Annotated in this window: 16 protein-coding genes and 1 pseudogene; 9 read left to right on the top strand and 8 right to left on the bottom strand. The window is 67.9% G+C overall.

Features of this window, described 5'->3' with window-relative positions:
- From VGT00_10090 to VGT00_10060, 7 genes and pseudogenes are all read left to right on the top strand, one after another.
- Positions 1 to 954, top strand: a 954-nt coding sequence (locus VGT00_10090) for an aminotransferase class I/II-fold pyridoxal phosphate-dependent enzyme (protein ID HEV8531753.1), incomplete at its 5' end; no start/stop codon positions are given.
- 45 nt (positions 955 to 999) lie between these two features.
- Entirely contained in the window at positions 1000 to 2616 is a 1617-nt protein-coding gene (locus VGT00_10085; GenBank protein HEV8531752.1) for a thiamine pyrophosphate-binding protein, read from the top strand.
- A 47-nt stretch (positions 2617 to 2663) separates the two neighbouring features.
- Entirely contained in the window at positions 2664 to 3089 is a 426-nt protein-coding gene (locus tag VGT00_10080; GenBank protein ID HEV8531751.1) for a hypothetical protein, read from the top strand.
- Positions 3090 to 3101: 12 nt separating this feature from the next.
- Positions 3102 to 3320 (top strand): annotated as a pseudogene (locus VGT00_10075) (thioredoxin family protein).
- A gap of 172 nt (positions 3321 to 3492) precedes the next feature.
- Complete coding sequence (locus VGT00_10070; GenBank protein ID HEV8531750.1) at positions 3493 to 4317, top strand: alpha/beta hydrolase; 825 nt, start codon at positions 3493 to 3495, stop codon at positions 4315 to 4317.
- A complete protein-coding gene (locus VGT00_10065; GenBank protein HEV8531749.1) occupies positions 4307 to 4696 on the top strand; it encodes a gamma-glutamylcyclotransferase family protein in 390 nt (129 codons plus the stop codon). The genes VGT00_10070 and VGT00_10065 overlap by 11 nt, the downstream gene beginning before the upstream one ends.
- A 20-nt stretch (positions 4697 to 4716) precedes the next feature.
- Complete coding sequence (locus VGT00_10060) at positions 4717 to 6072, top strand: aspartate aminotransferase family protein (GenBank protein ID HEV8531748.1); 1356 nt, start codon at positions 4717 to 4719, stop codon at positions 6070 to 6072.
- 59 nt (positions 6073 to 6131) lie between these two features.
- Here the strand turns inward: VGT00_10060 and VGT00_10055 are convergent, their stop codons facing one another.
- The 6 genes from VGT00_10055 to VGT00_10030 are packed head-to-tail and all read right to left on the bottom strand — an operon-like array spanning position 6132 to position 10415.
- Positions 6132 to 7106, bottom strand: coding sequence for an NADPH:quinone oxidoreductase family protein (locus tag VGT00_10055; protein HEV8531747.1), 975 nt, complete (start codon positions 7104 to 7106; stop codon positions 6132 to 6134).
- A 59-nt stretch (positions 7107 to 7165) separates the two neighbouring features.
- Positions 7166 to 8338 carry an MFS transporter gene (locus tag VGT00_10050; GenBank protein HEV8531746.1) on the bottom strand — a complete coding sequence of 391 codons (1173 nt, stop codon included), beginning with the start codon at positions 8336 to 8338 and terminating at the stop codon, positions 7166 to 7168.
- Entirely contained in the window at positions 8307 to 8444 is a 138-nt protein-coding gene (locus tag VGT00_10045; protein ID HEV8531745.1) for a chromate resistance protein ChrB domain-containing protein, read from the bottom strand. The genes VGT00_10050 and VGT00_10045 overlap by 32 nt, the downstream gene beginning before the upstream one ends.
- On the bottom strand, positions 8420 to 8833 hold the full coding sequence (locus tag VGT00_10040; protein HEV8531744.1) for a hypothetical protein: 414 nt from the start codon (positions 8831 to 8833) through the stop codon (positions 8420 to 8422). Before VGT00_10040 ends, VGT00_10045 begins: the two co-directional genes overlap by 25 nt.
- A complete protein-coding gene (locus VGT00_10035) occupies positions 8830 to 9492 on the bottom strand; it encodes a hypothetical protein (GenBank protein ID HEV8531743.1) in 663 nt (220 codons plus the stop codon). The genes VGT00_10040 and VGT00_10035 overlap by 4 nt, the downstream gene beginning before the upstream one ends.
- Positions 9489 to 10415, bottom strand: a complete 927-nt coding sequence (locus VGT00_10030) for a chromate resistance protein ChrB domain-containing protein (GenBank protein ID HEV8531742.1) — start codon at positions 10413 to 10415, stop codon at positions 9489 to 9491. Before VGT00_10030 ends, VGT00_10035 begins: the two co-directional genes overlap by 4 nt.
- A 162-nt stretch (positions 10416 to 10577) precedes the next feature.
- Between VGT00_10030 and VGT00_10025 the strand changes: the two genes are divergently transcribed.
- Positions 10578 to 10856, top strand: a complete 279-nt coding sequence (locus VGT00_10025) for a hypothetical protein (protein HEV8531741.1) — start codon at positions 10578 to 10580, stop codon at positions 10854 to 10856.
- On the opposite strand, the gene VGT00_10020 is transcribed toward VGT00_10025, so the two are convergent.
- Both VGT00_10020 and VGT00_10015 read right to left on the bottom strand, forming a co-directional pair.
- On the bottom strand, positions 10853 to 11317 hold the full coding sequence (locus VGT00_10020; GenBank protein HEV8531740.1) for a hypothetical protein: 465 nt from the start codon (positions 11315 to 11317) through the stop codon (positions 10853 to 10855). The two genes, VGT00_10025 and VGT00_10020, sit on opposite strands and share 4 nt — an antisense overlap.
- Complete coding sequence (locus VGT00_10015) at positions 11318 to 12220, bottom strand: complex I NDUFA9 subunit family protein (GenBank protein ID HEV8531739.1); 903 nt, start codon at positions 12218 to 12220, stop codon at positions 11318 to 11320. It abuts the gene before it with no gap.
- Positions 12221 to 12294: 74 nt separating this feature from the next.
- Between VGT00_10015 and VGT00_10010 the strand changes: the two genes are divergently transcribed.
- Entirely contained in the window at positions 12295 to 14619 is a 2325-nt protein-coding gene (locus VGT00_10010) for an exo-beta-N-acetylmuramidase NamZ domain-containing protein (protein HEV8531738.1), read from the top strand.
- The last annotated feature ends 6 nt before the right edge of the window (positions 14620 to 14625 follow it).

The raw sequence follows: 14625 nt of genomic DNA, 5'->3' as shown, positions 1-14625 counted from the left end.
CGCGAGGCCATCGCCAAGGACGTCGGGTCCACGCGCAACATCCCGGTGGCGCCCGAGGAGATCGTGGTCACCCCCGGGGCCAAGCCCATCATGTACTTCGTGATCACGGCCCTGGTGAATCCCGGGGACGAGGTCATCTATCCCAATCCGGGATTTCCCATCTACGAATCGGTCATCAACTTCGTGGGGGGCGTGCCGGTGCCCATCCCGCTCCGCGAGGAGACGGGCTTTGGCTTCGACATGGCCGCCTTCGAGAAGGCCGCCTCCAAGAAGACCAAGCTCATCATCATCAACTCCCCGCAGAATCCGACGGGGGGCGTGCTCGAGCTGGATCAGCTGGGCCGCATCGCCGAGCTGGCCGCCCACTACCAGATTCCCGTGCTCACCGACGAGATCTACAAGGCCTTCCTCTACGAGGGCGAGTTCGCCTCCATCACACGCTTCCCGGGCATGCAGGGCCTCGCCATCATCCTGGACGGCTTCTCGAAGTCCTTCGCCATGACGGGATGGCGCATGGGCTACGGCATCATGCCGGTGCCCCTGGCCGAGCACGTGGCGCGACTCATGGTCAACTCCAATTCCTGCACGGCCTCCTTCACCCAGTGGGCCGGTATCGCCGCCCTCCAGGGGGATCAGACGCCCGTGCAGCGGATGGTCGCCGAGTTCAAGCGGCGGCGCGACATCATCGTGGCCGGGCTCAACGCCCTCCCCGGCGTGTCTTGCCGGACGCCCAAGGGCGCCTTCTACGTCTTCCCGAATATCAAAGCGCTCAAGCGGCCCTCCGCGGAGGTCGCCGAGGCCATTTTGAAGGAAGGCGGCGTGGCTGTCCTCGGCGGCACGGCCTTCGGGCAGTACGGCGAGGGCTACCTCCGGCTCTCCTACGCCAACTCGGAGGCCAACATCCGCAAGGCGCTGGACTGGATGCGACCAGTGCTGGCGCGCCTCTCCGGCTAGTACGACGCCAGCCACCTCTTCAGTGATCCGGCCGGCGCGCCTCTGATGCCCACCGTCGCCGACGTCCTCATCGAGGGCCTGCGCCAGGCTGGCGTGCCGCGTCTCTTCGGGGTACCCGGCGGCGGCTCCAATCTCGAGCTGCTCGAGGCCGCTCGCGCGCAGGACTTGCCTTTCATCCTGTGTCACCAGGAATCAGCGGCCTGCATCATGGCCGCGGTCACGGGCGAGCTCACGGGCATCCCGGGCGCTGTCCTCTCGACACTGGGCCCGGGAGTGACGGCAAGCGCCCATGGGCTAGCCCACGCCTTCCTCGACCGGAGCCCGCTCATCTATCTATCCGACCGGCACCCGGCGGGAGTGCTCGCCTTCGCCACTCACCAATCCTTGGACCATTCGGCACTCCTTGGCGCCACCGTGAAGGACAGTTTCACGGTGACGGCGGGGTCGGCGGGGGATCAGGTCGCTCGCGCGGCGCAGCTGGCGCTCGCAGAGCCGCGCGGACCGGTGCATCTCGATCTGCCCGCCGACATCGCGAGCCAGCCTTCGACGCAGACGGCCTCCGGACCGACGCCCGGCGCCCCGTCACCGGCCAGCGTGGCCGATCTCGACCACGCGGCGGACATGATCAGGCGAGCCAAGCGGCCCGTCGTTCTCGCGGGCCTCCAGTGCCGGGGAGAGGACAGCAAGTGGCTGCGGGCCTTCGTGGAGGCCCTACCCGCGCCCGTGCTGACGACGTACAAGGCCAAGGGCGCCGTTCCTGGTCCACATCCCCTTGCTCTCGGCGTCTTCACGAACGGGGTTCTCGAAGAGCCTGTGGTCGGCCGCGCCGACCTCATCATCACCTTCGGCCTCGATGCCGTCGAGCTCATTCCCCGGCGCTGGAGCTATACGGCGCCGGTGCTGAGCCTCGTCCGGGCGCCGAGCCGGGGCTACTTCACGTCCGCCCACGAGGTCGTCGGCGAGCTCGGCGCCATCCTGGAAGAGCTCGCGCCGCGGCTCCAGCAGCACCACGCCGACTGGGACGTGGTGGAGATCGAGCGGCTGCGGCGCGAGCGACAGCGCGCTCTGGAGATCAGGGTGCCCGGCCTGGCCCCGCATCGGATCTGTCAGGTCGCGCGCGAGATGACCCCGGCCGGGACCATCGCCACGGTGGACGCGGGCGCCCACATGTTTCCCGCCGCCGAGTACTGGCACGCCGTGGAGCCGGGCGAGTTCCTGATCTCCAATGGCCTCGCCACCATGGGCTTCGCGCTGCCCGCAGCCATTGCCGCCCAGCTCGCGTGTCCCGAGCGGCGCGTGCTCTGCTTGACGGGCGACGGCGGCTTCATGATGGTGGCGGCCGAGCTGGAGACGGCGGCCCGGCTCCAGCTCCCCATCACTGTGATCGTCTTCAATGACGCCGCCCTGTCCCTGATTGCCATCAAGCAGGAGCAGAAGGGTTACGAGGGCATCTCGATGCGTTACGCGGGACCAGACCCGGCCGAGCTCGCCCGCGCCTTCGGCATGCCCGCGCGGACAGTCACGGACGAGCCCGGCTTCGCCGCCGCCCTCGCGGCCTCGCTGGCGACCGCCGGCCCCACGCTCATCGACGCCCGCATCGATCCCGCCGGATATCGAGAAATGCTCGAGATCGTGCGGGGTAAGCCTTCGGGGCACCGATAGTGAAGGGGGGCAAAGCCCCCCTTCGAGTTTCCGAGTATACTGACGCCATGGGGTTCCTGACGGCGCAGGACGAGCAGGCGGTCAAGCGCGAGTTCGAGAAGCTGACGGGCCCGGTCAGGCTCACCGTCTTCGCCTCCGAGCTCGGCCCGGAAACCAATGCCGAGACGGTCGCCCTCATCAAGGAAGTGGCCGCCCTCTCCGATCAGATCTCCGTCAAGGTGCTCAACCCTCACATCGAGCGCGACGAGACGGCCGCCTATGACGTGTCGGTCACCCCCGCGGTGGCCGTGGAGGGCGCCAAGGACTACGGTATCCGTTTCCTCGGCATTCCCGCCGGCTACGAGTTCTCCAATCTCATCGACTCCATCGTCGCCGTCTCCCGCGGTGAGGCGCAGCTCTCGGAGGAGACCAAGCAGGCCCTGGCCGGGCTGACCGGGGACGTCCGCATCAAGGTCTTCGCGACGCCGACCTGACCGCATTGTCCCCGGGCCGTGCGCCTGGCGCAGCACATGGCGATCGCGTCGGACAGGGTTCGCGCGGAGTGCATCGAGGCCAATGAGTTCCCTGATATTTCGCAGCGCTATCACGTCATGGCCGTGCCCAAGGTTGTCATCAATGACCGCGTCGAGTTCGAGGGCGCCTATCCCGAGCCCGAGTTCTTGAAAGCGGTGCTTCAGGCGGCGCCGGACGGCAAGGAGGGCTAGTATGGACACGATCTGGATGCTCGTCGCCGTGGTGGTCGCGGCCGCCGCATGGATCGTCGTGGCGCGCTGGGTGCTTCCGCGCTTCGGCATCAAGACCAGCTGAAGCGGGCCGGCCGCCTGCTCCCGTGAGGAGCCGACGAAGGTCGACGAGGCTCACCGGCCTTAACCCCGGATGCTCAGTCGGACGGGGATCCGGCGCCTGCTGATCCCCGAGCTATCGCTCTTCCGCGTCCTGCTCTCGATCGCGTTCGTCTATGCGGCCATCGGGGTCCTGGCCTGGCTCTATGCGGACCGCATGATCTTCCTGCCTCCGCCGCCCACCTATCGCGACACCGCGGAGATCGTGAAGATTCCCACCGCCGATGGCCCGCGCATCGCCGCACTGTACGCGGCGAATCCCGAGGCCCGCTACACGCTCCTCTACAGCCACGGGAACGCCGAGGACTTGGGGGTGGTCCGGTCCATCGTGCCCGTCTTGAGACAGCTCGGCTTCGCGGTACTTGTCTATGACTATCGCGGCTATGGCACGAGCGAGGGAAGACCGTCCGAGCGGCATGCCTATGGTGACATCGAGGCCGCCTATCAGCACCTCACCCGGGAACTGGCCGTCGCGCCGGATCGCATCATCGCCTATGGCCGCTCGGTGGGGGTGGGAGCGGCGGTGGATCTCGCTTCGCGTCGTCAACTGGGCGGACTCATCGTGGAGTCGGGATTCGTCACGGCGTTTCGGGTGATGACCAGCCTGCCCGTCTTTCCGTTCGACAAGTTCAGGAACATCGACAAGATCGGGCATGTGCGGTGCCCCGTGCTGATCATGCACGGTGAAGCCGACGAGATCGTGCCCCTCTGGCACGGGCAGCGCCTCTTTCAGGCGGCGCTGGAGCCGAAGCGTCTCCTGATCGTGCCCGGCGCGCATCACAATGACTTCATGTGGGTGGCCGGCGAGCGCTACGCTCGGGCCCTCCGGGAATTCGAGGCCGTGCTCCGTGGGCGGTGACCATCTCCTCTTCGTCTACGGCACTCTCATGCGCGGCTTCCCGCTCCACCCTCTGCTCGAAGGCCGGGCCGAGTACCTGGGGAAGGCCGCGACACCGGGGCTTCTCTTCGACCTCGGCCGCTACCCCGCCGCGCTCAAGTGCGCGACAGGAAAGATTCGCGGCGAGATCTATCGACTCCTCGATCCGGCCTTCTGGAGGGTGCTGGACTCCGCCGAGGGGAGCCAGTATCATCGCGAGGAGGCCGGGATAGAGAGGGCTCCCGGCGGGCCGGTCCGGGCGTGCATGTACTGGTACGTCGGACCGCTCGACCGGGCCACTCCGATTCCCGGTGGTGACTATCGGGCGCATGCGCCCGCTCGGTCCATCCATCACCGCTGAGCCACTCGAGGAGGCAACCGATGCCGGTGCAGGCCGCAGAGCTGATCAAGTCCGACCAGGACCACCTGATCCACCCGCTGCACCATCCCAGCGATCACCTGGAGCCCATGGTCTACGTCAAGGGCCGCGGAGCCATGATCACGGATATCCAGGGCCGGGAATACATCGACGGCCTGGCCGGGCTCTGGAACACGAATGTCGGCCACGGGCGCGAGGAGCTGGCCAAGGCCGCGGCGGCGCAGATGGGCGAGCTCGCTTATTTCTCGGCGTACGCGGGGTCGTCGAACATCCCGGCCGTCGAGCTGGCGGAAAAGCTCATCTCGCTCTCCTACAAGAACATGCAGGGGGTCTTCTTCACGTGCGGGGGCGCGGAGTCCAACGAGTCCGCCTTCAAGACGGCGCGCTTCTACTGGAAGGCCAAGGGCAAGCCCGACAAGGTCAAGATCATCGCGCGCGTCAATGCGTATCACGGCGTGACGCTGCAGGCCATGAGTGCCACGGGCATGGCCCCGTACTGGAAGATGTTCGAGCCGCGCGTGCCGAACTTCGTGCACATCCCCACCTGCTACCCGTACCGTCAGGAGGGCGCCAAGCCTGGCGAGACGCCCGGACAGACCGCCTCCCGCCTCCTCGAGGAGGCCATTGTGAGCGAAGGCCCCGAGACCGTGGCCGCCTTCATCGCCGAGCCCATCCACGGCGGGGGCGGCGTGATCTACCCGAGCGACGACTACTTCCCGCTCGTGCGCAAGGTCTGCGACAAGCATCAGGTGCTCTTCATCGCGGACGAGGTCATCACGGGCTTTTGCCGGACGGGCCACTGGTTCGCCATGACGCACTGGAACGTGCTGCCCGACATCATGTCCTTCGCCAAGGGCGTGTCCTCGGGCTATCTGCCCCTGGGCGGCATCATGGTCTCCAGGGACATCAAGGAGGCCATGGACTCCGTCAAGCCCGAAGACAAGTGGATGCACGCGTACACGTATTCCGGGCATCCCACCTGCTGCGCGGTGGGCCTGAAGAACGTCGAGATCATGGAGCGCGAGCGGCTGTGGGAGCGCTCGGCCACCCTGGGCACGCGCCTGCACAAGGCGCTGCACGCGGCCTTCGATGGTCACCCGAACGTGGGTGATATCCGTTCGGGCAAGGGCCTGATCGCCGCCGTCGAGCTCGTCGAGGACAAGGCGACCAAGAAGCCGTTCGACGCGGACAAGAAGATCGGGGCGCGGATCATGCAGGAGATGAGCAAGCGCGGCGTGATCACCCGGGCGCGTATGGAGAATATCTTCTACTCGCCGGCCCTCGTCATCACCGAGGAGCAGCTCGACCGGATGGTCGCGGTCACCCAGGAAGCCGTCAAGGCCGTCACCGGCAAGTAGGGCGCGGCAGCCCTCTCCCCCTCGACGGGGGAGAGGGAGTGGTCTCTCTACCTTCCCCGTCAGGGAATCAACACGACCTTGCCGTAGCTCGCCCGCGAGGCGATAGCCTGGAGGGCCGTGGCCGCCTCGGCGAGACGATACGTCTTGTAGATGACGGGCCAGACCTGTCCCTTCCCGTACATCGCGAACAGCGCGCTCATCCACTCGTCGACCCGCGGCGATCCGAGGCCCTGGTACATGCCCCAGTGCACGCCGACCACCGACATGTTCTTGAGGAGAATGCGGTTGGCGGCGATGGACGGGATGCGGCCGCCCGCAAAGCCCACCACGAGCAGCCGGCCCTCGAAGGCGATGCACTTGCTCGAGCCATCGAAGACGTCCCCGCCCACGGGGTCGTAGATCACGTCGGCGCCGTGCCCGTCCGTCACGTGCTTCACCCGCTCGACCCAATCCTCGCTCTGGTAGTTGATGAGGAGGTCGGCGCCGGACTGCCTCGCGATCTCGAGCTTGGCGACCGTGCTCGCCGTGGCAATTACGCGCGCCCCGAGCGCCTTGCCGATCTGGACGGCGGCGAGCCCGACCCCGCCCGCCGCGGCGTGGACGAGCAGCCATTCACCGGATTGCACCTGGGCTCGGTGAACGAGGGCGGAATACGACGTCTGGTTCACGAGGGCGAACGCCGCAGCTTCCTCGAAGGTCATCCCGTCGGGGATGGCGAAGACCCGCGCGTCGTCCGAGACGGCGCGCTCAGCGTACGCGCCCAGATCGATCATGGCGAAGACCCGCTGACCTGGATGGACTCGCGTCACCCCCGCGCCCACGGCGAGGACGATGCCGGCGACCTCGTGCCCCGGGCTGAAGGGCAGGGGAGGCTTCATCTGATACTTGCCCTGGACGATCAGGATGTCGGGGAAGTTGCAGCCGATGGCCTTGACGTCGATCAATACCTGGCCGGGGCCCGGCATCGGGTCCGGGACCTCGGCGTACTGCATCTCGGATGGCTCACCCCACTGCGTCGCGATCATGGCTTTCATGTCTATCGATCATACTATGCGCGCCCCGGGGTTACGGCGCCGCGGTACCGAGAAGCGCCCTACGAGGTCTTCACGTGGCGGATGGTGGCGTAGAGCCAGAGATCGTAGACGATCTTGAGACCTCCGCCGAGGAAGAAAGGCGCGGTCAGCCAGACGCCCTGCATCACGAGCCCCGTGAGGGCGGGGCTCACCGACTGCGCCAGCGTCCGACTCATATTGGTGATGGACGCCGCATGCTCACGCTCATGGTCGCGCACGGCCAGCATGAGAAAGGTCTGGCGCGTCGGCACGTCCATCTGAGAGAGGAGGTGACGGGCGAGCAGGAAGGTGACGGCGAGCCAGGCCACGGGAGAGAGGGCCACGCCGATGAGGAACACGTTCGAGATCAGGTGAGAGAAGACCATGGTGTTCACCAGCCCGAGCTTCGGCGCCACGCGGGCGGCCAGCAGCAGCGACAATCCGGAGAGGATCTGCACGCCGAAGAAGATCCAGCCGAGGGCATCGAGCCCGAGGCCGAAGCGTGTGTAGAACCAGTAGGCGAGGAGGCTCTGGACGACGAAGCCGCCCGCGAAGGAGTCGAGGGCGAAGATGACGGCCAGGCGCCGGACGAGGGGGCGCGAGGGCGTTCCCGCGGCCTGCCGGGTGGCGGCGTGGCGTGAGGGCTCACGCCGCATGAGCCCATAGGCCACAAGCTGGGTGAGTCCGCTCAGGAGGAACAAGGCAAAGAGCGGCCGGTGCGACGCCCCGAGCTGCGTGACGGCGGCGGCTCCCAGGCCGGCCGCCGCATAGCCCGTCAGGTTGTAATAGCTCAGCGTGGTGTTGAGGCGCTCGCGAGCCGCGTCCCGAGTGACGATGACCTGCTCGAGCGAGAGGAAAGGCCCGGTCTCGCCCGTGCTCACGGCGACGTTCCCGGCCATGGCCGCCGCTACCACCACCCAGGGCTGCCGCGTGAGCAGAAAGACGATGGCCGACCCCACGATGAGCGCGGACTGGGCCATGAGGGTGGCGCGCGGCCCCCAGCGCTCGGCCGGCCAGCGCACCGTGAAGGTCATGGCCGTGCTGGCGAGCAGGGTGAGGGTGACCGCGATGCCGAGCTGCCTGGCGTCGAAGCCCAGCTCGGTCAGGTAGACGGGCAGGAGGATGCCTAGGGCCCCATAGCAGAAGGTCCGGGCGGACTTGGCGATGAAGACAAGTCGCGCGTTATGCCCCACGCGGGAGCCGACCCTGGCCATAGGGGAATTCCGCGTCTCGGTCGATGAAGCGCTTGATGAGCCAGGAACAGGCGATGCGGTCCACGCGGGCCTCGGCGCGGGTCACCCCCTTCGTGGCCGCCCCCATTCCTCGAGCAGCCGCTCGAGATGCGCGTGGATCGCGGCCCGGGCGGCGGGCAGGCCGTCACTCACCGCGGGCACATCCGCCCACTGATCGATGGCGACGCCGGCGGGGAGGGCGGCGCCGAGGTCGCAGCCAAAGGCCACCACGCGGTCCGCGCGGGCGACATCCTCGCGCGTGACCAGACGCGGTTTCTTGCCGCCGAGGTCGACGCCGTCGACGGCAAGCGCGGCGGCGACCTTGGGGGCAATGTCGGCATCGGGCTCCGTGCCCGCGAAGTCGGCGGTCACGCGGAGCCCTCGCGAGGCGGCGAGGCGCTCGCAGTCGGCCGCGGCCAGCACGCTCTTGGCCGCGCCGTGAAGACAGACGAACAGGATGTGGGGATGATCGCTCATGATTTCTCTCCATGTTGAGGGCGTTCGAACCCTGTCACGCTGTCGGCCTTGGACCAGACGCCGACCTTGCCCGCCTCCGCGAAAGTGTCATCTCGAACGGCGAAGAGCCGCTGGCCATCGAAGGTCACCGTGAACTCGGAGCCGGAGAAGTCGGCGCGCAGCGTGTGCCAGGCGCCGCTCGCCACCTTGGTCTTGACGCCGTACGTGCCGGCCGGCGTCCCCCCGGGGGCGAGGGCGGTGCGGCGCCCGCCCACGACCTTGTAGGCGACCACGTTGTCTTCCAGGGCATTGGCGCGAGCGACGGAGTAGTTGTCGGCATCGCGCCAGCGCCACACCACGCCTCCCGCCTGGTCCTCTCGGCCGGCGACCGGCTTGAAACGAACCTGCACGAATCCGTCCCGGAGGGAGGTGGCGGGAAGCACGGCCCAGCCATACGCCGCGCCGCCTCGATACGTCAGGGCCGCCCCCGCTTCAGTCCACTGAGCCGTGCCCCGTCCCGTTGCCCCGAAGAGCCAGCTCCCGGCCGGCTGAGCAGCCACGATTCCCGCGGCGAGGAGCACGAGGCCCGTCACCATGAGCGCCGTGAGCCCGCCAGAGTCGAGACTGCCCAGATCGAGGAAGTTGCCCACAAAGGCCCAGGTGGTTCGCGTCTCGGTCATCGGCGTTCTCCAATCGTCGAATAGAGGCCATCGAACAAGACCAGTCCCTGGGCCAGCGCCTCCTGGTCGTCCTTGATGGCGGCCAGGAGCCCGCGCAGCACGAGATCGAGGCCGCGCGCTTCGTCGCGCTGGAACTTGCCGTCGCGGAGATCGGCCTCGTGGACGATCTCCGCGATCGCGAAGAGGCGGCGGTCCCGTAGCCCCGAACGGTGCAGGAGGGTCTCGAAGGTGCAGTGATCGCCGTGGTGGCCGAGCTCGACCCCCGCCATGTCGAAGGGAATGGCATCGGCCGGCAGCTCGTCGGGCGCCGCGAAGACGAACTCCGCGGCCGGATCGAGAAAGCGCTTGATGAGCCAGGCCGAGGCTATCCGATCCACGTGCGGCCGCGGGCGGGTCGCCCAGCGCCGATTCTTCAGCGCCTCGACGTCGAGCCGTCCGGCGGGGCGAGGGCCCGGCTTGACGGGTCCGGCCAGACGGCGCTCGGCCGCCTCGCGGGCTCGGAGGGTCTGCTGTCGCCCGGGCGCCTCGAAGAAGTCGATCTCGCCCAGCCTGTCCATCTCGCGGGCGAGCCGCGCCAGGTCCTCGGCCGCGCGGGGCCGCTTGGCCGAGCTGAGCTTGCGGTACCGGTCGGTGAGCGCGGCATACTCGGCATTTCTCGCTTCCTGGAAGAGGCGGATCACATCGGCCTCCTTCACGTTCTCTACTCGGTCCACCTTGAGAAGGGTCGCCTCGCCCCTGTCCTTTTGAACCTCCTGCGCGAGCCACTGAAACTGCTCGTAGCGATCCGGCGAGAAGGGCAGGAGGTACGCGCCGCTCTTGAGGGCGACGGCCCCGAGGGCGCGAAGCTTGCGCCAGGTGCGCACGCGGAGGCTCGAGGGCTGGGGTGGCAGGCTCAGGAGGAGAAGCAACCATGGCTGCAACATGTGTTGCAGCATACAACAGCTGTTGGGTCTGTCAAGTGCCCAGTGACCCCGGGGACAGCTTTGAGGATGCTCCGCGGCGGCATCGAGAGCTTGACAGGATACTCCTCAGATGTTTAGTATAGGAGCCCGTCCTAAAATGGGATCGGGGACGGAGGACATGACATGAATCCGCTAGACCGTTTGCTCCAAGACGAGATGAATCGCCTGCTGGACAGGCTAGGGGCCTCGACCCGGACGGGTGTGGCGACGGCATCCGCCCGGCACTTGCCGGAAGTGCGCGAGCGATTAGACGCGGCCGAGGCGAGGCTGACGGCCGCCCGTCGGACATTGCTCGCCCACTATGAGGAATGGCAGGGCGCCCTCGGCGCCTGCGAGGATCTCTGGGCTCTCGCTCAGCTCGAGCTGGACGAAACGCCGTCGGGGACTTTGCGGGCTGCCTAGCTTCCGAACAGTCGCTTGAGGAAGCCTGGCTGTGGTGGGGGCGCCGAGAGGCGCGCCTCCGCGTGAGCCGCGCGATGGACCTCGAAGCGCTGCCAGTAGTCGGGCAGCTGTTTGGCGAGGAAGGTCTGATCCCGCAGGGCGCGCTCGCGCTCGCCGCTTCCTGAGGTCTCCGCCTCCGCCAGGGCGGCGCGGCGCTCGGCGGTCACTTCCGTGGCGAAGGCCTCGCGGAGATAGCCGAGCAGGTCTCCCGTCAAAGCGTGGAACTCATCGCGGTCGGCCTGACTGTCGCTGGCGGGCGCCGGCCGATGATGCCGCTTGCGCAGCTCGACCAGCAGCTCCAGGGCCGCCATCTCGACGGCTTCCTCGATGCGTTCACCGAGCTGCGCGTCGATGCGCTCGAGGAGGCCGCGCGGATCATTCGACCCGTGGCGAAGCCCCTTGGTGTGAAAGGGATTGTCCATTCACGCCGGGGGAAACATGCGCGAGAGCCCGACCACGAATGATTCGGGGGCAATGCCGAAATCGGTGTAGAAGCGCATGGGCTCCGTGACATTGTCCTCGTCGAGCATGATGAGCTGATCGGTCGTCACGGGAAAGAATGGGAGCCAGCCGAGGGTATGGGTGGCCGCCCTCACCAGCCCCAGCGGCACGTGGACTTTGCGCACCCGCCGGCGGCCCACGGCGGCGCCGACCAGATCGAGAATGTCGAGGAATCGATAGGCCTGGGGCCCCGCCACCTCGTAGACCTGGCCCACGGATGCCGGAGTCCGGAGGGCCCGGACAAAACCCTCGGCGACATGCTCGACGGCGACCGGCTGAAAACGTGTCTCCCCGCTGCCCAGTACGGGCACCACCGGGGCCCGCCGCACGAGCCGCGCCAGCATCGAGACGAACTCATCGCCCGCGCCGTAGATGAGCGACGGGCGGAACATGGTCCACTCGAGCGCGCTGGCGCGCACGACCTCCTCGGCCTCCCACTTTGTCTGGTGATAGCGTGAGCGGGCGTCGGACCGGGTCCCGAGCGCGCTCATGTGCACGTAGCGCTTGACGCCGGCCTCGTGGGCGACGCCCAGCATGTTGGCGGTGGCCAGAGGATGGAGGCGCTCGAAGGTGATCCCGCGCGCCCGGTGCTCGCGGATGATGCCCACGAGGTGGATGACGGCCGCGCATCCTTCCACGGCGTGGACGAGACCCTCGGGCTTGAGCACGTCCCCGGGTACCCGATCGATGGATTCGAATCCGCGCAGCTCAGACTCCGAGCCTCGGCGGACGAGGCAGCGAACAAGAAAGCCGTGCTGGAGGAGCGCGCGTACCACCGCGTGGCCCACGAAGCCGGTGGCGCCGGTGACGAATATGCGTTGCATCAGGGACGAATCGTAGCACGCGGCCGTCCGATTTTCTCCTCGGACGCCACGCCGGGGCCGTTATCATAGTGTCCATGTGGCGCCGCGCCGGCGTATCTTTGCTCGTCGTACTCTTCTGGCCGTCGGTGGCGACTCCTCAGAGCCTCGACTGGTCCGATCTCGATCGGGCCGTACGTGACACGATTGCCGCCGGTGACGCCCCGGGCGTCGTCATCCTCATCGGCCAGGGCGATCGCGTGCTCTACCGCAAGGCCCTTGGCTCGCGCGCACTCGTCCCCGCCGCCGAGCCCATGACGCCCGACACGATCTTCGACATCGCTTCCCTGACCAAGCCCGTGGTGACCGCGCCCGCCGTCCTGGCGCTCGTGGACGCGGGCAAGGTCGATCTCGATGCCCCTCTCGGACGTTACCTGAAAGAGTTCAAGGGGCCCCGCTACGCCTGGCTCACCGTGCGTCGCGTGCTCACGCACACGGCCGGGTTCCCCGACGTGCCGCCGGGCGATGTCGTGGCCAAGGGTTTCCCCGAGGTCGCGGCGGCCCTGGCCGCCACGGCCTGGGAACCCTCGCCCACCACGCCGTTCCGCTACAGCGACACCGGCTTCATCGTGCTGGGCGAGCTCGTCCGGCGCGTGAGCGGTAAGCCCCTCGATCGCTTCGCGCGCGAGCGCATCTTCCAGCCGCTCGGCATGCGTGATACCACGTTCGATCCGCCCGCGGCCTGGCGCCCGCGCATCGCGCCCACCGAGCAGGTCAATGGCACCATGCTCCGCGGCGTCGTCCACGATCCGAACGCTCGCCTGCTCAAAGGTGTGGCCGGGCATGCGGGCGCCTTCTCCACGGTGGACGACCTCGGCCGTTTCTGCCGCATGCTTCTCCATGGCGGCACCCTGGCCGGACGCCATGTCCTTTCCGCCGCATCCGTCCAGGCCATGTTCGCCCCCAACGCCGCGGGCGAAGCCACGCGCGCCCTCGGCTGGGACATGGCCTCGGGCTTCTCGCGTCCCCTGGGCTCGTTCTTCCCGACGGGCTCGGTCGGCCACACGGGGTTTACGGGCACGTCCATCTGGATGGATCCACCAAGCAAGACCTACGTGATCATTCTCTCGAACCGGGTGCACCCGACCGGTAAGGGCTCAGCCATCGAGCTCCGTCGCCGTGTCCACGCCGTGGTCGGCGCCAAGCTCTTCGTGCCGGATGGGGAGCCCGTGACCACAGCCCTCGACGCGCCCGTGCCCGGCCAGGCGGCCACGGGAGAGGCGCCGACCGGGCACACGCGCACCGGGCTGGACCGACTCGCGGCGGGGGGCTGGGGGCCGCTGGCTGGCAAGTCCGTGGGGCTCGCCACCAACCAGACCGGCGTGGATGCTCAGGGGCGGCGTGGCGTCGACTTGATGGCGACCGCCGGCGTCTTCAAGCTGCGCGCGCTCTTTTCCCCCGAGCACGGGCTGGACGGCACGCTGGATGCCACGGTGCCCAATAGCGTGCATGCGACCACGGGGTTGACGGTGTGGAGCCTCTACGGCAGCGACCGCCGCCCCACGCCGGCCATGCTCCGCGATCTCGACGTCATCGTCTTCGACATCCAGGACGTGGGCGTGCGCTTCTACACCTATCTCACGACGCTGGTCTACATCATGGAGGAGGCGGCGCGCAGAGGCGTCGAGGTCATGGTGCTCGATCGGCCCAATCCCTTGACGGGGCGGATCGTGGAAGGCCCGCTGATGGATGCCGACCTGCGCTCCTTCACGGCGCCCCACACCATTCCCGTGCGGACGGGCCTGACCATGGGCGAGTTCGCGAAGATGGTGGCCGCCGAGCGCAAGATCCCCGTGAAGCTGACCGTCGTCGAGATGGAGGGCTGGGAGCGCTCCATGTGGTTCGACCAGACGGGACTGCCGTGGGTCAATCCGTCGCCCAATATCCGTTCGCCGCTCGAGGCGCTGCTCTATTCGGGGGTGGGCCTTCTCGAAGCGACCAATCTCTCGGTGGGGCGGGGCACGGATACGCCCTTCGAAGTGGTGGGCGCGCCGTGGATCAGCAATCCGGCCGGGCTGGCCGATGCCCTCAACTCCCTCGGGCTGGCCGGCGTGCTCTTCCAGCCGGTGAATTTCCAGCCCTCGGCCAGTGTCTATGCCGGGCAGATGGTGGGCGGCGTCCGTCTCGTGGTGACGGACCGCGAGGCGATCCGGCCGGTATCAGTAGGTCTGGCCCTGGGCCGGCTCCTCCTCGATCGCTATCCGGCCCAGTTCCGGCCGGCCGCCATCCAGAACCTTCTCGTGAACCGATCGACCATGTGGAGCTTCCTGCGGGGGGATTCCCTGGCGCGCCTGCAGAAGTGGGCGGAAGCGGATCGGGCCAGCTTTCTCCAGCGGCGCGCGTCGTATCTCATCTACAAGTAGTCCTCT

The organism is Candidatus Methylomirabilota bacterium (assembly GCA_036002485.1).
GTDB lineage: Bacteria > Methylomirabilota > Methylomirabilia > Rokubacteriales > CSP1-6 > AR37.
This window is presented reverse-complemented; position numbering and strand designations above follow the sequence as displayed.